22 protein-coding genes are annotated in these 22,728 nt (G+C 53.6%); 12 read left to right on the forward strand and 10 right to left on the reverse strand.

Annotated features, from left to right (window positions below; genetic code table 11):
- Nucleotides 1–68 precede the first annotated feature (68 nt).
- From CRO05_RS00755 to CRO05_RS00770, 4 genes are all read left to right on the forward strand, one after another.
- Complete coding sequence (locus CRO05_RS00755; protein WP_097065400.1) at nucleotides 69–794, forward strand: TerC family protein; 726 nt, start codon at nucleotides 69–71, stop codon at nucleotides 792–794.
- Nucleotides 795–828: 34 nt separating this feature from the next.
- Nucleotides 829–1,257, forward strand: a complete 429-nt coding sequence (locus CRO05_RS00760; RefSeq protein WP_235001229.1) for a universal stress protein — start codon at nucleotides 829–831, stop codon at nucleotides 1,255–1,257.
- 26 nt (nucleotides 1,258–1,283) lie between these two features.
- Nucleotides 1,284–1,805, forward strand: coding sequence for a pilin (locus CRO05_RS00765; RefSeq protein ID WP_235001230.1), 522 nt, complete (start codon nucleotides 1,284–1,286; stop codon nucleotides 1,803–1,805).
- 408 nt (nucleotides 1,806–2,213) lie between these two features.
- Complete coding sequence (locus CRO05_RS00770) at nucleotides 2,214–2,666, forward strand: hypothetical protein (protein WP_097065402.1); 453 nt, start codon at nucleotides 2,214–2,216, stop codon at nucleotides 2,664–2,666.
- Here CRO05_RS00770 and CRO05_RS00775 read toward each other — a convergent pair.
- On the reverse strand, nucleotides 2,660–3,124 hold the full coding sequence (locus CRO05_RS00775; RefSeq protein ID WP_097065403.1) for a sodium:proline symporter: 465 nt from the start codon (nucleotides 3,122–3,124) through the stop codon (nucleotides 2,660–2,662). The genes CRO05_RS00770 and CRO05_RS00775 overlap by 7 nt on opposite strands.
- 429 nt (nucleotides 3,125–3,553) lie before the next feature.
- Here CRO05_RS00775 and CRO05_RS00780 point away from each other — a divergent pair, with 429 nt between their 5' ends.
- The 7 genes from CRO05_RS00780 to CRO05_RS00810 all read left to right on the forward strand — a co-directional run bounded on the left by CRO05_RS00780 (nucleotide 3,554) and on the right by CRO05_RS00810 (nucleotide 10,580).
- Nucleotides 3,554–4,114 (forward strand): YqgE/AlgH family protein, encoded by a 561-nt coding sequence (locus tag CRO05_RS00780; protein ID WP_097065404.1) that lies wholly within the window; start codon nucleotides 3,554–3,556, stop codon nucleotides 4,112–4,114.
- A gap of 37 nt (nucleotides 4,115–4,151) precedes the next feature.
- Entirely contained in the window at nucleotides 4,152–4,631 is a 480-nt protein-coding gene (gene ruvX, locus CRO05_RS00785; protein WP_097065405.1) for a Holliday junction resolvase RuvX, read from the forward strand.
- Nucleotides 4,618–5,127, forward strand: a complete 510-nt coding sequence (pyrR, locus tag CRO05_RS00790; RefSeq protein WP_097065406.1) for a bifunctional pyr operon transcriptional regulator/uracil phosphoribosyltransferase PyrR — start codon at nucleotides 4,618–4,620, stop codon at nucleotides 5,125–5,127. Before ruvX ends, pyrR begins: the two co-directional genes overlap by 14 nt.
- Nucleotides 5,120–6,070: an aspartate carbamoyltransferase catalytic subunit gene (locus CRO05_RS00795; RefSeq protein WP_097065407.1), complete on the forward strand. Its 951-nt coding sequence runs from the start codon at nucleotides 5,120–5,122 to the stop codon at nucleotides 6,068–6,070. Before pyrR ends, CRO05_RS00795 begins: the two co-directional genes overlap by 8 nt.
- A gap of 5 nt (nucleotides 6,071–6,075) precedes the next feature.
- Nucleotides 6,076–7,350 (forward strand): dihydroorotase, encoded by a 1,275-nt coding sequence (locus tag CRO05_RS00800; protein WP_097065408.1) that lies wholly within the window; start codon nucleotides 6,076–6,078, stop codon nucleotides 7,348–7,350.
- Nucleotides 7,351–7,437: 87 nt separating this feature from the next.
- Complete coding sequence (locus CRO05_RS00805) at nucleotides 7,438–9,603, forward strand: M3 family metallopeptidase (RefSeq protein WP_097065409.1); 2,166 nt, start codon at nucleotides 7,438–7,440, stop codon at nucleotides 9,601–9,603.
- 422 nt (nucleotides 9,604–10,025) lie between these two features.
- Nucleotides 10,026–10,580, forward strand: coding sequence for a cytochrome P460 family protein (locus CRO05_RS00810; protein WP_097065410.1), 555 nt, complete (start codon nucleotides 10,026–10,028; stop codon nucleotides 10,578–10,580).
- 158 nt (nucleotides 10,581–10,738) lie between these two features.
- On the opposite strand, the gene CRO05_RS00815 is transcribed toward CRO05_RS00810, so the two are convergent.
- From CRO05_RS00815 to CRO05_RS00825, 3 genes are all read right to left on the reverse strand, one after another.
- Nucleotides 10,739–11,164, reverse strand: a complete 426-nt coding sequence (locus CRO05_RS00815; protein WP_097065411.1) for a PRC-barrel domain-containing protein — start codon at nucleotides 11,162–11,164, stop codon at nucleotides 10,739–10,741.
- Nucleotides 11,165–11,454: 290 nt separating this feature from the next.
- Nucleotides 11,455–14,208 carry a preprotein translocase subunit SecA gene (secA, locus tag CRO05_RS00820; protein ID WP_097065412.1) on the reverse strand — a complete coding sequence of 918 codons (2,754 nt, stop codon included), beginning with the start codon at nucleotides 14,206–14,208 and terminating at the stop codon, nucleotides 11,455–11,457.
- A gap of 87 nt (nucleotides 14,209–14,295) precedes the next feature.
- Nucleotides 14,296–15,213 (reverse strand): M23 family metallopeptidase, encoded by a 918-nt coding sequence (locus CRO05_RS00825; protein WP_097065413.1) that lies wholly within the window; start codon nucleotides 15,211–15,213, stop codon nucleotides 14,296–14,298.
- A gap of 35 nt (nucleotides 15,214–15,248) precedes the next feature.
- On the opposite strand from CRO05_RS00825, the gene CRO05_RS00830 reads away from it, so the two are divergent.
- Nucleotides 15,249–15,728: a DUF721 domain-containing protein gene (locus CRO05_RS00830; protein ID WP_097066580.1), complete on the forward strand. Its 480-nt coding sequence runs from the start codon at nucleotides 15,249–15,251 to the stop codon at nucleotides 15,726–15,728.
- A 267-nt stretch (nucleotides 15,729–15,995) separates the two neighbouring features.
- On the opposite strand, the gene ftsZ is transcribed toward CRO05_RS00830, so the two are convergent.
- The 6 genes from ftsZ to murC form a co-directional block, all read right to left on the reverse strand.
- Nucleotides 15,996–17,156: a cell division protein FtsZ gene (gene ftsZ / locus CRO05_RS00835; protein ID WP_097065414.1), complete on the reverse strand. Its 1,161-nt coding sequence runs from the start codon at nucleotides 17,154–17,156 to the stop codon at nucleotides 15,996–15,998.
- A 134-nt stretch (nucleotides 17,157–17,290) separates the two neighbouring features.
- Nucleotides 17,291–18,529: a cell division protein FtsA gene (gene ftsA, locus CRO05_RS00840; protein WP_097065415.1), complete on the reverse strand. Its 1,239-nt coding sequence runs from the start codon at nucleotides 18,527–18,529 to the stop codon at nucleotides 17,291–17,293.
- 74 nt (nucleotides 18,530–18,603) lie between these two features.
- Nucleotides 18,604–19,305: a cell division protein FtsQ/DivIB gene (locus tag CRO05_RS00845; protein ID WP_097065416.1), complete on the reverse strand. Its 702-nt coding sequence runs from the start codon at nucleotides 19,303–19,305 to the stop codon at nucleotides 18,604–18,606.
- On the reverse strand, nucleotides 19,295–20,224 hold the full coding sequence (locus CRO05_RS00850; protein WP_097065417.1) for a D-alanine--D-alanine ligase: 930 nt from the start codon (nucleotides 20,222–20,224) through the stop codon (nucleotides 19,295–19,297). Before CRO05_RS00850 ends, CRO05_RS00845 begins: the two co-directional genes overlap by 11 nt.
- A complete protein-coding gene (murB, locus tag CRO05_RS00855) occupies nucleotides 20,221–21,216 on the reverse strand; it encodes a UDP-N-acetylmuramate dehydrogenase (RefSeq protein WP_097066581.1) in 996 nt (331 codons plus the stop codon). The genes CRO05_RS00850 and murB overlap by 4 nt, the downstream gene beginning before the upstream one ends.
- A gap of 80 nt (nucleotides 21,217–21,296) precedes the next feature.
- Nucleotides 21,297–22,712, reverse strand: coding sequence for a UDP-N-acetylmuramate--L-alanine ligase (murC, locus tag CRO05_RS00860; protein ID WP_097065418.1), 1,416 nt, complete (start codon nucleotides 22,710–22,712; stop codon nucleotides 21,297–21,299).
- Nucleotides 22,713–22,728: the final 16 nt, after the last annotated feature.

A 22,728-nucleotide genomic window follows, 5' to 3' on the forward strand; every position in this document is an offset into this window, starting at 1 on the left:
GCCAGGCACACAAGGCTAAACCTCCTTAACTGCGTTTCACGTAGCCACCTCACTTTCAGAGATTATTTATGGACATCGCCAGTCCGCAATTCTGGGTCGCGGTACTCCAGATCATCGCTATCGATATCGTTCTGGGAGGTGATAATGCGGTTGTTATTGCCCTTGCATGCCGGCGGCTGCCTGAGAAACAACGAAATCTCGGGATTTTCTGGGGAGTACTGGGCGCGATTGGCCTGAGGGTGGTGCTGATTTTCTTTGCCCTCAATCTGCTGGCGATTCCATTCCTGAAAATTCTGGCTGCACTGTTACTGCTGTGGATCGGCACAAGACTGCTTCAGCCCGAGCCGGAAAGTAACGGGCACGATGTTGACGCAAGCACAACATTGCTTGGCGCAATCAAGACTATTATTATTGCCGACGCCGTGATGAGCCTCGATAATGTCATTGCCATTGCCGGGGCCGCCAAGGACAGTCTTGGCCTCGTTATTTTCGGTCTGGTGGTAAGCGTGCCTGTCATCGTGCTGGGAAGCAAGCTCGTAATGAGACTCATGGATCGTTTTCCCGTCACCATCTTCATAGGTGCAGGCTTGCTCGGCTGGATCGCGGGTGATATGAGCGTTACCGACGCAGTCAACAAAGAATGGGTGAATGCCAACGCAGTTTATCTGCATTGGTTCGCCCCCGCGTGTGGCGCGGTGGTGGTTGTGATCACTGGCAAGTGGCTTGCACAAAAGGCGCAGGCAAAAAGGGCCGGTATTGTTGACCTGGCAGATGATATAAACAAACCGTTATAGTTACCTCATAAATAATCGTCACATGCTGGAGAACATGATGCTGAAATTTCTGTTGCCGGTGGATGGTTCGGATACCTCCAATAGAGCGGTTGCCGCATTCATCAACCTCATCAATTGGTACAAGGAAACACCGGAAATTCACCTGCTGAACGTGCAATTTCCGCTGCGTGGAAACGTGCCGATGTTTATCGACAAAGAAAGTATCGACCTGTATTACCAGGAAGAAGGCAGGAAGGAACTTCGCGCGGCGGGCGAATTGCTGGATCACGCAGGCATTGCCTACCGGTTTCACATCGTCGCCGGCACTCCAGCGGATATGATCGTACGGTATGCGGAAGAAATGAGTTTTGATCAAATAATCATCGGGCCGCGCGGGCTCGGGGCAGTCAGGGGCATCTTGCTGGGTTCGGTTGCCAGCAAGATCATGCACCTGTCGACAGTACCAGTGCTGCTTCTCAAATAATAATTTAACGGAGAATAATGGATAGCATGAGCTTTAACCAAAAAACCTTTATCGGGATGGTGCGGGATCAATGGGGCTTGACCTTGATCGAAATGATGATGATATTTGCCATTATCGGCATTCTGGTCACGATCGCTATCCCGCCTGCATATCAGCTTTACGAGGATTCGCAAGCGCGGGAACAAGTCACTGAAGCAGTCAATCTTCTGGATAGCGTCAAAGCGCCCATCGCCGGATTTTATTCGGATAAGGGAAGATGGCCAACAAAGACAGAGTTCGACAGCTTTGTAACGACACAGACAGGAAAGTATGTTGCGAGCCTCACCCCGAGAATTCTGCCTGACGGCGGTTTTCAGGTCACCGCGGCGTTCAGGAGCAATGGTGTCAGCCCGGAACTTTTAAACGAGGGTACCGGCAGAACGCTGGTACTAGCCACAAAAAACGGTGTTGAATGGGTCTGCAACGACAATACCGACCCCGTCAGCGGTGTTCCCGGTCTTGTCGCAGGAAGTGTGTTACCTCAACACAGACCGCAGTCCTGCAAGTAGAGATGCAAGATACAGTCGTTAACCTCGCTGGGCATGCAGCGACATTCTTTCAAACTTATATCGGGCCACGCAAGAACATGAGAAATATAAGGCATCATACAACCGCGCATAACACCACGTACCTTCCGACCGGCAAAAGGAGCAGAGAGGCAGGGGTAGAGAGGCGCTGGCTGAAATCCATTGAGCATTGACCCCCACCCCTCAAAGCTTATAATCATTAAATGGCCATATCCTTACCTTGCGGGTTGAAGCATCCTTTCGCTCAGCCCGCTACATTTATCCGTTACTTCTGAACGCCGGTTTACCCGACGCGAACTCGCATCTGGATGGAAAAGGAAGAAAAAACCGAAAAACGTAACTTGCGGACTGGCATGTTCTGTAGCAAAACAAGACAACGGGAAGAATTATATGAATGAATTTACCGATCAAATAGCAGGATACTTCAATCAAGTACCCATGTGGCCCTTGGTTTTGCTCGGTATGGGAATTGTTTTCACGGGAATTTATGAGCTGTTTCACCGCAAACGCCGGGCTGAGGCCGCCGATGAATTTCGCTCGGCTATTCTCTCGACGCTCTCGGGCCTGTATCCCGAGGCTACTAACTGGCCTAAAAGTATAGATACGTATCTTTGCGCGCGATTGCCCGTGATGCAGGAAATCATCGAAGACTTTAAACAAAATGTTCCACAGGAGGACTTGCCGGCCTACAACAGGGACTGGGATAACTACTGCCACTTTTGCCGTGCCGAGGTAACCGACGACAAGTGTACCGCGGCAGAGATGAATCCGGGCACAGAGCCGGATCCAAAAAAAACCTTTCACGCGCTTGTCTCCAAGCTTTTAAGTTATGCGAACTACTGAGTTTTAGACAACGCTTTGTACGTCCAGGCAAGGGAAATTCCAAACACGACGTGCGTCACTACGGTGATCCAGTCACGAGCCGCCGAGAACCAGGGGAAAACGAACGTTGCTCCGTACATATTCATTACGTATAACGTCAACCCGTAGATAGAACCCGCGAGCAACGAAAACGCCGTACTCATACCGAAACGTGAGATCAACCAGGCCAGAATCAGGCCGTATGCAATTGAAATCGCAAAGTGGATGAACGTCGCTGCCGCCATCACCTGCCAGTCGAACGTTGCCGGTGGCGGTAGAACCTCAGGACCCATCAGGATCGCCGCCGCCAAACGAGCGTCTCTGAATAAAATCTCCGGCAGAGCATCAGTGAAGGACCACCACAGGACGATCTGCGCTCCAGTGGCAACGACTCCGGCGACTATACCAGCGCCAATCGCGGCACTCCAGCTCAATGACATGCGTAAGAATTGAGACTGTTAACCATTCATCCCGGTGCCAATCATTCATGCCCTCCGCTAAGCCGAAACTCTGCGCGTAACCCCCGATTGCCAACCAACGGCAAATGTCGCCGTCGGGAGCAGCTGATATCACTGATGAAGACGGCGTTCCCTTGACGTTGTTCCTTTGATCTGTGCGATCTGTGCGACTTCTATATTTCAAAACCCACTAATGTAAACGGATTCGTTTTACAATGATAGCGAAGCTATCTCGGGAAATAGCCGTAGCGACGCATCTCGCGCATGCAAAATCCATGTTACCTGCCCGGAATACTTAATATGAATAGCGAGGATATTGCCATGAAACTGAAAAGCGGGAACTCCACGGACCGGATGTTTGCAAATTCAGATTCCCGAGACACCTCGTAGCGGTATGCAATCAAAGTATCCATGCAAAACGTCGATTTGACCCACCATTTTCTGATCGCCATGCCAGCCATGACGGATCCTTTCTTTGCCAAGACGCTAACGTATATCTGTGAGCATAGCGACCAGGGTGCATTAGGTGTGGTGGTGAATCGACCCATTGACCTTACTTTGAAGGACCTGCTGGATCAACTCGATATTTCCTCTGAAGATCAGGCTATAGGGGGATTGCCGGTCATGTTTGGCGGGCCGATACAACTGGATCGCGGCTTCGTACTCCATCAGCCTGTTGGGGACTGGCAATCGACCATGGTCGTAAACGATAAGGTCGGGCTTACGACTTCACTTGACATCCTGCGGGCGATGGCAAGCGGAGAGAGCCCAAAGGAAGTACTGGTCGCATTAGGTTATTCGGGATGGGCGCCCGGTCAGATAGAGCATGAGCTGTCCCAGAATGCGTGGCTCACTGTACCCGCATCGCCCAGCATCATCTTTGAATTGCCGGTCGAGGAGCGATTGACGGCGGCGATGCGTTCGCTCGGCGTCGATTTCTCCAGCTTGTCCGATGAAGTGGGTCATTCTTGAAACAGCGTTGATTCGGTAACAATCAGATATCTCAGTCATGCAAGATCGGCATGATTCAACCGCTCAACAAACGCCTGTTAACAGCGGGCATCGTCCTGGGACGGTTCTGGGGTTCGATTTTGGCGGGAGGCGCATCGGCGTGGCGGTTGGGCAGCTGGAACTAGGCTTGGCGCATCCTCTTGCAACCGTGAGCAATGCAAATGCGGAGGAGTGCTTCGGAACCATCGCGCAATTAATTGGAGAGTGGCGGCCGATTTTACTGGTAGTGGGCCTGCCCACTCATGCCGATGGCACGGAACACGAACTGACACGGCGTAGCCGGCGTTTTTCCCGGCGCCTGGAAGGCCGTTTCGGCATCAAGACTGTGCTGGTAGATGAACGATACACTTCAGTTGACGCGAGTGCAGCGCTGCGGGAAGGAGGTATTAAAGGAAAGAAACAGAAACCTGTACTGGATCAAATGGCGGCGCAACTGATATTACAAACCTATTTTGACGGACGAGATGCAACTACCTGACGCAGAACATTTACTGACCAACTTGACCGAAAGGGTACGGCACGACATCGGACCGAACACCGCACTTGTAGGCATCCACACCGGAGGCGTATGGCTGGCGGAACGGCTGCACCAGAATTTGCAGCTTTCGCTCCCATTAGGCACTTTGGATGTTTCGTTCTACCGCGACGATTTTGGTCAGATTGGCCTTCATCCCCAGATCAGGCCTTCGGATGTCCCATTCAAGGTAGAGGGCAGCCACATAGTTTTAGTGGACGACGTACTCTACACCGGGCGTACCATCCGTGCTGCAATCAATGAGCTATTCGACTATGGCCGGCCTGCAAGCGTTCGCCTCGCCGCGTTGATAGACCGCGGCGGCAGGGAGCTTCCGATGGTAGCGCAATATGTCGGTGCGGTGCTCGACGTGCCTTCAGATAAAATGCTGGCGCTGGAAAAAAGCGTCGAGGGAAAATTAAGTCTGAGCCTGTATGACAAACGCCGGAACAATGAGTAACAATCCGCAGCTGAACAAGAATGGCCAATTGCAACACCTCCTCACGACCGAGGGACTGCCCGCCCCCATTTTGCTTCATATACTCGATACCGCCGAGTCTTTTGTCGGGGTTACCGAGCGCGATGTTAAAAAGGTGCCTTTGCTACGCGGCAAATCCATATTCAATTTATTCTTCGAACCCAGCACCCGCACCCGGACAACATTTGAAATCGCGGCAAAACGGCTCTCGGCCGATGTCGTCAATCTCAACATTGCCGCGTCATCTCAATCCAAAGGTGAGACGCTGCTCGATACGGTGGATAATCTCTCTGCCATGCATGCCGACATGTTCGTGGTCCGGCATTCGCAAAGCGGCGCGGCCCACCTGATTGCGCGCCATATGCGGCCCGAGATCCATATTATCAATGCGGGAGACGGCCGCCATGCGCATCCCACGCAGGCCTTGCTCGATGTGTTTACCATCCGCCGCTACAAAAGTGACTTCCGTAATTTGAGGGTAGCTATCGTCGGGGACATTCTGCATTCACGCGTGGCGCGCTCGCAAATTCATGCCCTCACCACTCTCGGCGTACCGGAAGTGCGAGTCATCGCGCCCAAAACCTTGCTGCCGACCAAGGTCGAACGGCTCGGCGTACATGTTTACCATGACATGACGCAAGGGTTGAAAGACGTGGATGTGCTAATGATGCTGCGTTTGCAAAACGAGCGCATGCTGAGTGCGCGCCTGCCCAGCACGGAAGAATACTTCAAGTATTACGGACTGACTCAGGAGAAACTGGCGCTGGCGAAGCGCGACGCTATTGTGTTGCATCCTGGCCCGATGAATCGGGGCGTCGAAATCGATTCAGCGGTGGCCGACGGCAAACAATCGGTCATCCTGCCTCAGGTGACCTTTGGCATTGCGGTCCGGATGGCGGTTATGTCGATCTTGGCGGGTAGTTGACCACCATGAAGATAATCATCGGAAATGGGCGTGTCATAGACCCTGAAAATCGTATTGACAGGATCATGGATGTGTTCATTGCAGAGGGGAAGATTGTCGCGCTCGGCGCTCCTCCTCACGGTTTTCAGGCCGACCGCGAAATAAACGCAAAGGATCTGGTAGTTTGTCCCGGCCTGGTGGATCTATCGGCGCGGTTGCGTGAGCCGGGCCTTGAATATAAGGCCACGCTTGAATCCGAAATGGCGGCGGCGGTGGCCGGGGGGGTGACAAGCCTGGCATGCTCCCCGGACACCGACCCCGTATTGGACGAACCGGGACTGGTGGAAATGCTGAAGCATCGCGCCAGAAATCTCAATCAGGCCCATGTCTACCCCATCGGTGCGCTTACCCGCGGCTTGAAAGGCGAATGGCTGACGGAAATGGCCGAATTGCGCGACGCCGGGTGCGTCGCTTTTGGACATTCCGACATGCCGCTTCCCAACACCCGGGTAATGATGCAAGCGATGCAGTATGCCTCTACCTTCGGCTTCTCGGTGTGGTTGCGTCCGCAGGATGTAAACCTTGCTGACGGCGGCGTGGCGCATGACGGAGAAGTAGCGACGCGATTGGGCCTGCCTGCGATTCCCGTATGCTCGGAAACCGTGGCGCTATCGAATATTATTCTGATGGCGAGGGAAACAGGGGCCAAGGTGCATCTGTGCCGGATATCCAGCGCGGAAGGTGTTGCCATGGTCGGGGCAGCCCGGCGGCAAGGATTGCCCATTACCTGCGATGTGGCGGTGAATCATACGCATCTCTCCGAGATGGACATCGGCTTCTTCGATTCCAATTGTCATCTTGTTCCTCCATTGCGAGGGTTGGGAGACCGTGATGCGTTACGGAGCGGTCTTCTGCACGGTACAATAGATGCGATATGCTCCGATCATGCACCGGTAGATGAAGACGCCAAGTTGTTACCCTTCGCTGAGGCCGAGGCTGGCGCCACCGGTCTGGAACTGCTGCTCCCGCTTACATTGAAATGGGCGGGGGAGATGAAGGTTCCGCTGATTGCGGCGCTAGGCAAGATTACCTCGGAACCCGCTCGTATACTCGGTGTGGATGCCGGACATCTTTCATCCGGCGCGCCCGCTGATCTTTGTATTTTCGATCCCGATCAATACTGGATAGTGGAAGCAGGAGTCCTCAAAAGCCAGGGCAAGAATACGCCCTTTCTGGGTATGGAACTGAAAGGCAGGGTAAAATATACCTTAGTAGCCGGCAACATCGTGCATGAGGGCTAGGCCACAGTTCACGGCACGTATGGCATGGCATCTCGCATCTGAACCGCGCACTGAACTGCGCATCTGAACGATTACTGGATCAATATCATGAATCCTCTGCTTGATTTTTCCGGGCTGCCTCGCTTCGCAGATATTCGAACCGAACACATCACCCCGGCAGTAAAACAGTTGCTGGACGAAAACCACGCGATGCTTGATTCGATACGTAACGATACATCTACGCCGGCCTGGGATAATTTCGTACAGCCGATGACAGATGCAAACGAGCGTCTGTCCCGCGCATGGGGGCAGGTCTCGCACTTGAACGCGGTGAAAAACACGCCTGAATTACGCGAGGTTTATAACGCGAACCTGCCGCTTATCACGCAGTATTATGCCGAGTTGGCTCAGGATCCGGCGCTGTTCGGGAAATTCAAACAACTCCGCAACAGTAACGAATTCGGGAATCTGAGTCCTGCGCGAAAAAAGATAATCGAGGATGACTTACGTGATTTCCGGCTGGGTGGAGCTGAACTCTCGGCGGAAAAAAAAGAGCGGTTCCTCCATATTCAGGAAGAGCTGTCGGCGCTCGGTTCCAGATTCAATGATAATCTCCTGGATGCCACCAATAATTTTGCATTGCAAGTGGAGAATGCCGATGAGCTTTCCGGCATTCCCGATGATGTACTGCAAGCGGCACGAGAGGCTGCGGAGAAGGATAATGTTCCTGGCTGGAAATTTACCCTGCATGCCCCTTCCTATCTTCCCGTCATGCAATACGCGGACAACCGCAAACTGCGCGAAAAAATGTACCGCGCCTATTCCACCCGCGCCAGTGAAATTGGGGCTGGCGAGATTGAATCTCCTGCTCCGACGGCTGGCAGTACAGCCGACCTGGATAATACCCCGCTCATCGCCCGAATGCTTCAACTGCGCCAGGAGGAAGCGCAATTGCTTGGATTTGAGTGCTATGCCGAGATCTCGCTTGCGGCAAAAATGGCCTCGACCCCGCAACAAGTGCTGGATTTTCTCGTTGAACTGGCTGATAAAGCCCGACCTTACGCTGAGCGGGATCTGCAGGAATTACGCCAATTGGCCGCCGATAAATTGCAACTGGAAGCGCTCGAGGCATGGGACATTGCTTATGCGAGCGAAAAACTGCGCCTTGAACGTTATGCTTTCTCCGAACAGGAAGTGAAGCAATATTTTCCTGAAACGAGCGTGCTGCCTGGGATGTTCAAGCTGGTGGAGAATCTTTATGGCATCGTTATTACCCCGGTGGATGCAGCCGATGCCCAGCTATGGCATCCCGACGTAAAGCTTTTCAATATAACCGATACCGCGGGAAACCTGATCGGTCGATTTTATCTGGACCTCTATGCTCGGCCTGGCAAGCGGGGCGGCGGCTGGATGGACGACGCCGTCAGCCGCCGCCGTATTGGCGCCGAAAGAACTGGCGAGTATCGCATCCAGACGCCGGTAGCGTACCTCAACTGTAATTTCTCCGCACCCGTTCGTATTAATGGCGAATCTCGTCCGGCGCTGTTTACCCACGATGATGTGATAACCCTGTTCCACGAGTTTGGACATGGCCTCCACCATCTGCTTACGCAGGTGGAAGACCTGGGGGTATCGGGCATTCACGGCGTGGAATGGGATGCGGTAGAACTGCCCAGCCAGTTCATGGAGAATTTTTGCTGGGAATGGGAAGTACTGCATAACATGACTTCCAGGGTAGAAACTGTATCGCGCACTTCTAATGGTTCAGCCGGCGCGGAGCGGATGCCTGGTGGCGAACCTATCCCGCGTGAGTTGTTCGACAAAATGCTGTCAGCGAAAAATTTTCAGAGCGGCCTGCAAATGCTCCGCCAGATCGAATTTGCACTATTCGATATGCATCTGCATTCCGATTTCGACCCGAATGGCGGGAAAACGGCACAACAATTACTGGATGAGATTCGAAAGCAGGTTGCAGTCATTATTCCACCGAGGTTCAATCGTTTTCCCAACAGTTTTTCGCATATTTTCGGGGGAGGCTACGCGGCCGGATATTACAGCTACAAATGGGCGGAAGTATTGTCTGCGGATGCTTACAGCCTTTTTGAGGAAAGCCCCGCTGGAAGAGTAATCAACCGGGATACGGGCATTCGCTTCCGAAATGAAATTCTCGCGGTGGGTGGAAGCCGTCCGGCATTGGAATCCTTTATTGCATTCCGGGGACGTGAGCCGAAGATAGATGCGCTGCTACGCCACAACGGTATGGCTCTTGCATGAAAACTCCCTGGGGATTATGACGAACGACCGATACGGCGAATCGGGTGGCTTTTCCTGCTTCACGTTGCTGCAGCGAGGCTCTGGGTGCAGAAGTGCGAGAGGCCGCCTGCATCACCATATATCTCTCCAGTGGAATGGCCCAAAAGCGCTTTGATGCTGTAGGCCGACGTCATTCCTGCCAGCGTTCGAGGATTCACTTTGATTGCTGGTTACTCTTGCAACAACCCCTTTCGGAAGTTAGTATACGAGAGAGCACACATCGCTTATCCTCGTCAAATTCACGGTCCGGCGTCGTAATTTTTCGAGTCGAACCGAGGTGATCAAGAATTCCTGGTAATCGTTTACAGTTCAAGCTGGTGGAATATCCAGTAAGGCCGATTACGGTGAATGTTTAGCATCGCTCGACAATAGGAGAAAATAAGATGAAACGGATTACAAGCGGGATTATTACTGCAGTGCTGGTTACAGCGTTGGTGGGATGCGCGCAGCGGCCTCCAACCCCCCAGGTCGAGAAAGTTGCGGATGGAGAATTGTCGGTGCCGGTGAATTACAAGAGCTGGCCAAAATTTTTGTCCGATATACAACGGACAGACACCAAGCAAGTCCGGGAGATATATATCAATCCCATCGGACATAGCACCAAAATGGGCGAAGATTTTCCCCACGGGACTATTACTGTGATGGAAATTTACAAGGCGCGTGAAGCAGCCGATGGCACACTGCTGAAAGGCCCCGACGGCAAACTTGTCAAAGGTGAATTGTTAAAAATAGGGGTAATGGGCAAGGGTCCGGGCTGGGGTGAAAACGTTACGCCGCCGGAACTCAAGAATGGCGACTGGGTATATGCAATGTATATGGGTGATGGAAAAACCAAGGCGCCGGACGATTACACAACCTGCCGAGCGTGTCATCTGCCGCTCACGGACAAGGACTATATTTTCCGTTACGATGAATATTTTCAGAAACGCGCAAAATAGCGCAAGGAGTGCCTGAACCTGGTCCTCTACAACTTGTTTTTACAGTTCTGGAGCACCACTAGCTCCTTGCAGTCAGTATGCGTTTGGCACTCGGTCCCTTGGCCGTGGTAACTAAAGCGATTGGTTAGCCGGCAATGTTTAGCCGGCAAGAATGTAATCTAATCGCTCCTGTTATCCATGTAATGCCTGGTCTCATAGTAGGAATGAATCTGGTCGATCCAGGACTGGTCAGCCATATCCGGCCAGTTGTCCTTGTCGAATCCCGGTGCCGATTCCAGGCGTTCCTTCTCTGCATCGAGTATGAAACGTTTATCCAGAGTTTCCAGCTTCAGCGTCAATGCGTTCCACGGCACAGCGAAAAGTTTGTCGGCGATGCCGAGAAACCCTCCGAAGGATAACACTGCATAGGCAACGCTGCCGGCTTCAACATCAAGCATGACCTCTTTGATATTACCGAGTTTTTCGCCTTTTGGATTGTAAATATTCATTCCTATGGGCCAGTTGGCGCCCATCAGTCTTGGGCCAGGTCCATTACCCTCCGTGATTTTGTCCAAGCCATCGATATTGCGCTCTAGCTTACTCATCTTCACCTCCCTGGAGTTGTTGCGGGAAAATCTCTTGGAGTGCCTAAGCCCTGCGAAAGTTGCCAATGACATTCAACAAAGGATGGCCCAAACAGGAAAAGATGTTCACTTCGCTCGTTAACACAGCGACTCGGTCGCTTGCCGAAATAACCTCGTAGTCGGCGGCTGCAAAAGTCAATAGCCGTGAAAGTCTCCCTTTCCTCGCTCTTTGTGCAAAAACAAATCATGAGGCTGGGGCATCTCGTCAATTGCCGGAAAATATCGCAATCCGATGTGGATGTGAACCCTGTCTAGCTGAGCTTGCCATGACATTGCTTATACTTTTTTCCTGACCCGCAGGGACACGGATCGTTGCGTCCGATCTTCTCGCCCTGACGCACAAACGGTTGATGCTTCGGTTGACGATCTTGCGTTTCTTCTGCCATTTCGCTGTCTTCCGGGTGTTCCTCTTCGCCCAGTACCTCTTCGAAAGCCGCGTGATGATACTGAACATTGACAGGTGGACGCTGTGTTTCCGCCACCTCTTCCACCTGTTGCTGACTCCTTATCTGTACGGTCAGGACTATTCTGGTAACCTCTGCCTTGATCTCCTCGAGCATGGAAGTAAACAATTCAAAAGCCTCTCGCTTGTACTCCTGTTTTGGATTTTTCTGTGCGTACCCGCGCAAATGGATACCCTGCCGCAGATGATCCAGCGCTGCCAAGTGCTCGCGCCAGTGGGTATCGAGGCTTTGCAGCATGACAGCACGCTCGTACTGATGCATGACATTCACTCCGACCTGATCGACCTTTTCCGAGTAATGTTCACGCGCAGCCGCGGTAATGCGCTGATGGAGGCTTTCCTCGTGTAAATCGGGCTCCTTCTCCAGCCACTCCTGTAATGGCAATGACAGCTGGTATTCGGCGGTCAATGCCTTCTCCAGTCCCGGTATATCCCACTGCTCCTCGACACTCTGTGCCGGAATGTAGAGGCCAACAAGACTGCCCAGAACGTCGTCGCGCATTGCGGTAATCGTCTCTGAAATATCCTGCGACTCAAGAAGTTCCGTACGTTGCTGATAAATTACCTTGCGCTGATCATTGGCGACATCATCGTATTCCAGCAATTGCTTACGTATGTCGAAGTTGCGAGCTTCGACCTTGCGCTGGGCATTTTCAATGGCGCGGGTAACCCATGGGTGCTCAATGGCCTCGCCCTCCGGCATGTTGAGCTTCTGCATGATGCCTGCTACGCGATCGGATGCGAAGATGCGCAGAAGCGGATCTTCGAGGGAGAGATAGAAACGGCTGGACCCAGGATCGCCTTGTCGGCCGGAGCGCCCACGCAACTGATTATCCACCCGGCGGGATTCATGCCGCTCTGTGCCGATAATATGTAAACCCCCGTGTTTCAGCACCTCGTCGTGCAGCAGCTTCCACTGCTCCTGTAATTCCGCAATACGCTCAAGTTTGGCCGGCTCGCTAAGGTTTTCGTCTAAGCGGACACGCTCAAGCTCAGGTTCCTGATTTCCGCCCAGCACGATGTCGGTACCCCGCCCTGCCATATTGGTTGCGATGGTGATCATTTTTGGACGCCCGGCCTGGGCGACGATCTCCGCTTCGCTTGCGTGCTGCTTGGCATTCAGCACCTGGTGCGACAGCTTCTCCCGAGTCAGCAACTCGGACAGTAACTCATTGTTCTCAATAGAAGTTGTTCCAACCAGAACAGGCTGTCCCCTTTGGTAACAGTCTTTGATATCCTCGATGATGGCGCGGTTCTTTTCACCCATGGTTCGAAAGACCTGATCCATTCGATCAATGCGGATCATGGGGCGATGCGTTGGGATGATCACCGTTTCCAGGCCGTAAATTTGCTGAAACTCGTAAGCCTCGGTATCAGCCGTCCCCGTCATCCCACTCAGTTTTTCGTACATCCGGAAATAGTTCTGGAAAGTAATCGAGGCGAGCGTCTGATTCTCTTTCTGGATCGGAACGCCCTCCTTCGCTTCCACTGCCTGATGCAGTCCTTCGGACCAGCGCCTGCCCGACATGAGCCGCCCCGTAAATTCGTCGACTATGACCACTTCGCCGTTCTGTACCACGTAGTGCTGGTCGCGGAGAAATAATGCGTGAGCGCGCAAACCAGCGTACAGATGATGGACGAGGTTGATATTGGCGGGATCGTAAAGGCTGGTTCCGGGGGAAAGCAAACCGCTCTCGACAAGCAGTTTTTCCGCATGCTCGAAACCAGCCTCGCTCAACAGCACCTGCTGAGCTTTTTCGTCCACGCTGAAATCACCCGGGCTTTTCTCTGTTTCCTGACGGACCAGCTTCGGAATCAGCGCGTTCATGCGCACATAAACCTCGGTGTTGCCTTCAGCCTGCCCGGAGATAATCAAGGGCGTACGTGCCTCGTCAATCAGAATGGAGTCTACTTCGTCGACGATGGCATAGTTGAGCGCGCGCTGCACCCGCTCAGCGGGATGATTGACCATATTGTCGCGCAAGTAGTCAAAACCGTATTCGTTATTGGTGCCATAGGTTATGTCGGCACCATAAGCAGACTGCTTCTCGCCGTGGTCCATCTGTGAAAGAATAACCCCTACGCTGATACCGAGGAATTGATAAATACGCCCCATCCACTCCGCATCCCGTTTTGCCAGATAATCATTCACGGTAACGAGGTGAACTCCCTTGCCGACTAGCGCGTTGAGATATGCGGGCAACGTCGCCATCAACGTTTTGCCTTCGCCAGTTCGCATTTCAGCAATCTTGCCGCTGTGCAGCACCATGCCGCCGATCATTTGCACATCGAAATGACGCATGCCAAGCACGCGCCTGGCGGCTTCGCGTACTACGGCAAACGCCTCGGGCAGCAATGCATCGAGGGTAGCTCCATCAGCAATACGTTGTTTGAACTCTTCGGTTTTGGCGCGTAGATCGGCGTCGGTAAGCGGCGTAATCTTCGCCTCTAGCGCGTTGATGGTTGCGACAGCCTGGAAATACTGTTTGATCAGCCTATCGTTACGGCTTCCGAAGACTTTCTTGAGCAGATTGTTCAGCATGAAATCCCGACAATTCTATTAAGCGACCGTCCAAAAAATAAGGGGTGAGGTTTTTCGCCTCACCCCTCCGCAGTGTATTAATCCGGCTCAACCGGGCATCTTCAGGAACCGGGATGGATTTTGCGGCGAGCCCCTGTGCCTCACTTCGAAATGCAAATGCGGGCCGGTAGAACGGCCAGTACTGCCCACTTCCGCAATCTTCTGTCCCCGCACCACCACCTGGCCCAGTTTAACCAGGCGCTTGGAAGCATGAGCATAGCGGCTGACGAAATCATTGCCATGGTCTACATCAATCATATTACCATATTCGGGATGGAAATCGGAATACACTACCACTCCTCCCGCTGCGGCCACAATTGGCGTTCCTGTTGAGGCGGTAAAATCGACTCCTTCGTGGAAAACGCGCTTTCCAGAAAAAGGATCGATGCGCACGCCGAAACCGGAGGAGTACCACTTTGTATTAACGGGCATCACGGACGGGAGCATTTTTTTCTTGAGCCTGTCCTGCATCAACAACGAATCCAATGCGCCGAGCTTGTCGGTACGATCATCCAGCATGATCGACAACTCCTGGATTTTATTGTTAAACTCCACAAACGACATATCCTGGGACGGCAGAGTGGCCACCGTTCCTCCCTGGCCCGGATTTTGATTGAATAGAAATTCCTGGGGTTTGATACCGGATAACTCTGCCAGACGGGCGCCGACCGAGTCGAGGCGCAGCAGTTGCGCCTGCATCTGACCCATTCTGACAGCCATGGCATTAAGGCTATCGCGCAAATACGACTGTGATTTTTCATGCTCTTCCTGCTGTACGCTTAAAATCAACGACCGCAGGGAGGGACTGTCAATCTTGTCCGCATAGCGCAGGGAAAGATAATTCAGTCCCATCGCCATTAACATGGAAGCTAAAAAGAATCCGACCGCCAGAAGCACAAGATGCGTGCCGGTTAAAGTCAGGGTTTTCGCTTTTGGCAACTTGTTGGAAATTAGAATAATATTCATCTCATTCCCTTAATTATCGTTCAGCCATGACCCCCATGACCGCGCGCAAGATCAATTTCTACCTTGAAGCTCTGAGGCTGGCGCCGGAGCATCAACGCTTATTCAGTTATATGGAAGAGTTAGTTGCAATGCAACAGGTATTCACGAGAATCGTCCCGCCTCAACTCGCTCAACATTGCGCTTTAGGCGCATTTTCGGAGGGAAACCTGACAATCTGCGCAAATAATGGTGCAATTGCAGCAAAACTAAGACAAACACTGCCTTCATTATTATTAAAATTTCAGGCGATGGGCTCAGAGGTTACTGCAATTCGAATTACTGTGCAAGCGAATTACCGTAATTTTCCCGGGAGTGAGCTATCCAAAAAAAAACCGCGAATAGGCAAAGTTGGCGTAGAAAGTCTGAATGGCCTGGCCGCGGAATTACCCCGATCGCCTTTAAAAACTGCTATCGAATCGCTGCTGAAAAAAACAGAAAATGGCAGCATTCCAAAAGAACCGCCACGATCCAGGTAATCCATGAATGCATATAGGACACAGGGCAGGTGTAGCAATAGCCAATGAGTTGGAGAGCGAACCGGCGGGCAGGCAGAATGGCAAGGCGTGAAATTTCCGGTTTGCGCGAGGAAACGGCGGGCACGCCTGCCGCCGAACGCTGATGATAGCCGCTGTCTCCGTTCCTTGATTCAGGACAAACGCCGCTAAGCCAGCCGCTGAATATCAGGCCTTACCTCCGAAGAATCGTCCTCACGAGGCTTCAATTGATCTATTCATGACGGATGCTTAATCCGCTTGTTTTCTCAGGAATGCCGGAATATCCAGCACATCCACTCCTGATTGTTTCATGGCCTCGACGGTCGCATCCCGCCGTCTGTTCGTGCGGATCGCTGCAGGAGCATCCAGATCCTTCCAGTTAATCCCATCCGTCATATTATCAGTCCCGTTGCGGGTGTGGATAACACTTAGCGGTTTGGGCTGCATGCGGTTAACGACACCGCCAAGTCCCGTTGCAACCATGGTAACACGCAGGTTTTCCTCCATGTCTTCGTCGATCACCGTGCCGACTATCACCGTCGCGTCTTCGGCGGTAAAATCCTTGATGGTACTCATCACTTCGTGTACTTCACGCATCTTCATGGCTGAACTGGCGGTAATGTTGACCAGTATTCCTCGCGCGCCGGAGAGATTCACATCCTCCAGCAGCGGGCTTGCGACCGCCTGCTCCGCCGCCGCGCGCGCGCGGTCCGCACCGGACGCAAATGCGGAACCCATCATTGCCATACCCATTTCCGACATCACTGTTTTTACATCGGCAAAATCTACGTTGACAAGGCCTGGGCAGTTAATTACTTCTGCAATGCCCGCAACCGCACCGTATAACACGTTGTTGGCGGCCTTGAATGCATCCAGCATGCTGATGTCTTCACCCAGGACCATCATCAGTTTGTCGTTGGGAATCACGATCAACGAATCGACGTATTGCGACAGCGCTTCCATTCCCGCCTGAGCCGCCTTAAGGCGCCTGCCTTCAAAAGAAAAGGGCTTGGTAACGACCGCGACGGTAAGAATGCCCATTTCCTTGGCTACCTGCGCTACCACCGGCGCGGCGCCCGTTCCGGTGCCGCCGCCCATTCCCGCGGTGATAAACAACATATCTGCGCCTTCGATCATTTCGGCAATTCGGTCCCGATCTTCCAGTGCCGCGTTGCGTCCGACTTCAGGATCCGCACCTGCACCCAATCCCTTGGTGATGGCCGAGCCCATTTGCAGCAGAGTACGTGCCTGATTGCGCTTCAAGGCCTGTGCATCGGTGTTGGCGCAAATGAATTCAACACCTTGCACCCCGTTCAGGATCATGTGATCCACGGCATTACCCCCGCAACCACCCACGCCAATGACTTTGATAACGGCTTCCTGTGTTTGTGTGTCCATGATTTCGAACATAGCGCTTCTCCTTAATGAATTGAAACAACCAAGCAGTTATTCTGTTACGACCTTCCGCTTCTGAACGTTGCCGCCATCTCGCACATTGTCGAAAAGCAGCATTCTGTCACTCCCGGAACACTTGAAAATCAAGCTCAAAAATTGACCTGAAACCAGCTTTTCATCCTTTCCAAAATCCGCTTGAACGAATTTCCCTGCAACCTGGTGTGTTGTTGCCGTTGAAGCTGCTGCATGCCGGCCAGAATCAAACCGACGCCCGTAGCGCATCGCGGCGAGACCACAACTTCTTCCAGGCTGCCGCGATAGTGCGGGAGACCCAGCCTCACCGGCATGTGGAATATCTCTTCGCCCAGTTCCACCATCCCTTGCAGGGAGCTGCTGCCGCCGGTAATGACGATGCCGGACGACAGCAATTCCTCGAAACCGCTGCGGCGCAGTTCAGCCTGCACCAGGGAGTAAAGCTCCTCCACTCTGGGTTCGATTACCTCTGCCAGCGTCTGTCTTGAAAGCTGCCGTGTTCCGCGGTCGCCCACGCCGGCCACTTCCACCATTTCGTGCGGGTCGGCCATACCGCGCAGCGCGCAACCGTAGCGGCATTTTATGTCTTCGGCATCCTTGGTAGGGGTACGAAGCGCCATGGCGATATCGTTGGTAATCTGGTCCCCAGCTATCGGAATGACGGCAGTGTGCCGGATAGCGCCATGAGTGAATACCGCGATGTCGGTCGTGCCTCCGCCGATATCCACCAGGCAAACTCCCAGATCTTTTTCGTCATCCGACAACACTGCCATTGCCGAAGCCAGCGGTTGCAGCACCAGGTCGCGTACTTCGAGCCCGCAGCGGCGCACGCACTTCATGATATTCTGCGCCGCGGATACGGCGCCTGTAACGATGTGCACTTTGACTTCAAGCCGTATGCCGCTCATGCCGATGGGCTCGCGCACATCCTCCTGTCCGTCGATGATGAATTCCTGGTTGAGGACATGAAGAACCTGTTGATCGTTCAGAATGTTCACCGCCTTGGCGGTTTCCATCACTCGCTCCACATCCAGCCGGGACACTTCCTTATCCTTGATCGCAACCATTCCGTGCGAATTGAAACTCTTGATATGGCTACCGGCAATACCGGTATAAACCTCGCGAATCTTGCAGTCAGCCATCAACTCCGCTTCTTCCAGCGCGCGCTGAATGGCGCTGACCGTTGTCTCGATATTGACGACCACGCCCTTCTTCAGACCGCGCGAAGGGTTGCTGCCCATCCCGATCACCTCATATCCACCCTCGGGCTTTACCTCCGCCACAATGGCAACAATTTTTGATGTGCCGATATCGAGGCCCACGATCAGATTTTTGGTTTCACTACTTCTATTCATCTACCCTTACCAGTCCTTGATCCCACGATATTTTTTTAAAACCCATCCTGTTCTGCTTGCCCGCATCGCATCGTTTATCGCGCAGCGAAACCGTCGGGATAACGCAAATCCACATAACTCAGTCGCTGATTCAATTGCGCAACACTTCGCTCATGCACCAGTACATAGCGCGCCAGCCGCGGCTCCATCTGTTCGCGTCCGAGTTCCAGCACGGCCCCGTTTTCCAGGCGGATTCGCCAGGCGCCACGTGGGGAAAGGCTTATCTGCTCGATGTTCTGTTGCAGCCGACGCAGCAATTTGCTGAACGCGGCATACTGCCTGACCATTTCACCTGAATTTTCCATCGGACCTTCAAATACCGGCAATTTCTCGTTGGAGGCAGCATTGAAAATTTCGCCGCGGGTGCCCACGAGCGCGTCACTGCCCCAGCGTGCCCGGGCCACATGTTCCTCAAGCGTAACGTCCAGCCCCTTCGGCCACGTACGCCGCACGCTGGCCGCGCGCACCCAGGGCAGCTTGCTGAATGCTTTACGGGTCGCTTCCAGATCAACTGTAAGAAAATTTCCCATTATTTCGCTGCGCACTACGTTATCGATCTGTTCGCGCGTCACATGCCTCAGTCGGCCACCATCACCGCTACCGCGGACAGTCATTTCCTGTAGCGGAAAAACCGGCAGATTAATCGCCCACTGGCTGATGAGGCACCCGGCTATCAACACAGCCACCACAAACAGCCAGCTCGACAGGAAGTCCAGCGTCTGGTGGTTATCCCACATGGGCCAGTTCCAGAATACGCAATACCAGATCGTCAAATGATATTCCGGCGGCGCTTGCCGCCATTGGTACGAGACTGTGGCTGGTCATGCCTGGTGACGTGTTGGTCTCAAGAAAATAGGGCTTGCCGGATTTATCCAGTATCGCGTCCACTCTTCCCCATCCCTCACAACCCAAAACTTTATGCGCCTGCAATGCTTGCGCCTGTATCGGGTGCTCTTGCGCTGGGGACAGGCCACTTGGGCAGAAATAGCGCGTGTTGTCGGAAACATATTTAGCTTCGTAGTCGTACAAACCGCTCTCGGTCTGAATCCGCACCAAAGGCAGCGTCGTTTCGCCGAGGATGGCGACGGTAACCTCCGTTCCCTCGATATATTGCTCCGCCAGCACCATTGCGTCGTGTCGGGCGGCCAACCGCCACGCTGCAGGCAATTCCCTTGCATTGGTTATCTTACTCAAACCGATGGTCGACCCTTCTCGCGACGGCTTGACAATCAGTGGCAGGCCCAACTCTTCCGCCACTCCGTCAAAATCGCTCTGCTCATCGAGCAGAATCGAGCGTGGTGTATTGATTCCTGTCGCCTGCCACAGCAATTTTGTTCGCCATTTATCCATTGCCAACGCGCTTGCCAATACGCCGCTGCCCGTATAAGGCAATTCCATCAGTTCCAGTGCCCCTTGCACTGTGCCGTCTTCCCCGTAGCGCCCATGCAGGGCAATATGAGCCCGGTTGAATCCCTGCTGCAGCAACGCCTCCATGGGTTGTTCGGATGGATCAAATGGATGGGCGTCAACGCCTCCCCGCCGTAGCGCATCAAGCACCGCTTTGCCGCTTTTGAGCGAAATCTCACGCTCGGCGGAGCGTCCCCCCAGGAGAACTGCGACTTTGCCAAAATCGTGATTTCTCAAAATATTGATCATCCCTGGCCCGGTTCCCGGGCGACGCCGATAATTCGCACTTCCGGCTGCAATTCAACTCCGGTTTGTTCTTTCACTGTTTTACGCACCGCCATGATCACCGCTTCGATGTCTGCAGCGGTGGCGGCGCCGATATTGACGATAAAATTTGCATGCTTGGGCGAAACCATTGCGCCGCCAATCCGCAAACCCTTCAGCCCGCACGACTCGATCAGCCGTGCTGCCCAATCTCCCGGCGGATTGCGGAACACGGAGCCGGCATTGGGCAGGTTCAAAGGCTGGCTGTTGATACGGCGAGCAAGCAGATCCTTGATCTTTTGACGCGACTCCGCTTCGTCGCCGCTCTTCAACTTGAAATACCCGCCTACAAACCATTCCTCATTCGGGAAATTTCCGGTTTTCTTCTCCTCGGCACGGGCACGCGCCTCGGCCTTCAATTTCACATGCCGATAGCCAATCTCGTAATCGCCGATCCCACGTTCACGTAGTTTCCCTGCACGGTCGAGTGTTTGCACTCGCTCGGCAATTTCCCAGGTTTCAGCACCGTAGCAACCTGCATTCATCGCCAGTGCCCCCCCCACTGTTCCAGGGATACCCGCTAAAAACTCGGCACCAGCCATACCGTGCATTGCGGCGAATCGCGCCACCTTCGCGCAAGCCACCCCGGCTCCAGCGTAGACCAGTGCGCCACCTTCACCTTTATCCTGTTGTGCCAGCAGCAGGTCGTTAAGCCGTGCATGCAATATCACCACCGTGCCGCGCACACCTCCGTCGCGCACCAGCAGATTACTGCCGAGCCCCACTACTTGCACCGGCTCATCCTCTGGCAAGCTGCGTAGAAATCCGGCAAGATCAGCCAAACCGGCCGGCAGATAGACACGCTCGGCCGCTCCGCCTGCGCGCCAGGATGTGTATTTTTGCATTGGCTGATTCACGTGCATTTCGCCCCGAAGGGAATGCAGGCCATGGGTTAGCGCAATTTCCGACATATCCATTTGTGAATCCTGTTGAACAACCATTCTCTGCAACGAAATCGGCAGTTTTTACTCTTCCTTCGATTGCAAGGCCTATATACTCAACCTTCAATTCCTTTGGAAAGACTGGGCGCCACCCCGCCCACCGATCCCGCCCCCATTATCAGTACTACGTCATTGGCTTGCGCCACGCCATGGATGGCGGCGGGCAGCTCGTCCACAGCCTCGACAAAAATTGGCTCGATCTTGCCCAGCACTCTCAGCGCACGCGCAAGCGCCTTGCTGTCGGCAGCAATCAGAGGCGCTTCTCCCGCGGGATAAACCTCGGTCAATAGCAGCACATCCACGGTCGATAACACCTTGACAAAATCCTCGAACAAATCGCGCGTACGTGTGTAGCGATGCGGCTGAAACGCAAGTACCAGCCTGCGTTCGGGAAATGCGCCGCGCGCCGCTGCGATAGTGGCCGCCATCTCCACCGGATGATGGCCGTAGTCATCGATCAGCGTGAATTTTCCATCCCTGCCGCTTTCACTGGCCGCCAATTCGATTTCGCCATAGCGCTGAAAACGCCGATCAACACCCCTGAAGCCGGCCAGTGCCCGAACTATTGCAGTATCCGGCAGACCCACTTCATTGCATACGGCGATCGCAGCGAGCGCATTTTGCACGTTATGCAATCCGGGCAGATTAAGCATGATTTTAAGCTTGCGAGTCTTGCCGTTAACGCCGACCAACGCGGTAAAATGCATTTGTCCTTCGTTGTGCCGAATATCGGCGGCACGGACCTGAGCGGTATCCGATAAGCCGTACGTGGTGATGGGCTTGGTAATAGCCGGCATGATTTCGCGCACGCTTGCATCATCCACGCACAATACCGCCATGCCGTAAAAAGGCAGGTGCTGCACAAAATCGACGAATGCCTGTTTGAGCTTGCTGAAATCGTGAGCGTAAGTCTCCATGTGATCGACGTCTATATTGGTCACCACCGCGAGCACGGGCTGCAAATAGAGAAACGAGGCGTCGGATTCGTCGGCCTCCACCACGATGAATTCGCCACGGCCCAGCTTGGCGTGAGAACCGGCCGCCTCCAATCTGCCGCCGATAACAAATGTCGGATCCATGTCCGCTTCGGCCAAAATGCTGGCGATCAGGCTGGTGGTCGTGGTCTTGCCATGGGTGCCCGCAATGGCGATTCCCTGGCGCAGCCGCAGCAGTTCCGCCAACATGATGGCGCGCGGGACGACGGGAACATTACCCTCCCGTGCCGCCATGACTTCCGGGTTGTCTGCCTGGATCGCCGTCGAGGTTACGACTGCGTCAGCCGATGCCACATGGCTTTTCGCATGCCCAACATGAATAGTCGCCCCCAGTTTCTTCAAACGGCGGGTAATGACAGTACTGGACAAGTCCGAGCCACTAACCTCGTACCCGAGATTGAGCAGCACTTCCGCGATTCCGCTCATACCTGAACCGCCGATGCCGACAAAATGAACTCGTTTGACTTTATGTTTCATATCTGCAATTTGCAAA

It is taken from the genome of Nitrosovibrio sp. Nv4 (assembly GCF_900215485.1).
GTDB lineage: Bacteria > Pseudomonadota > Gammaproteobacteria > Burkholderiales > Nitrosomonadaceae > Nitrosospira.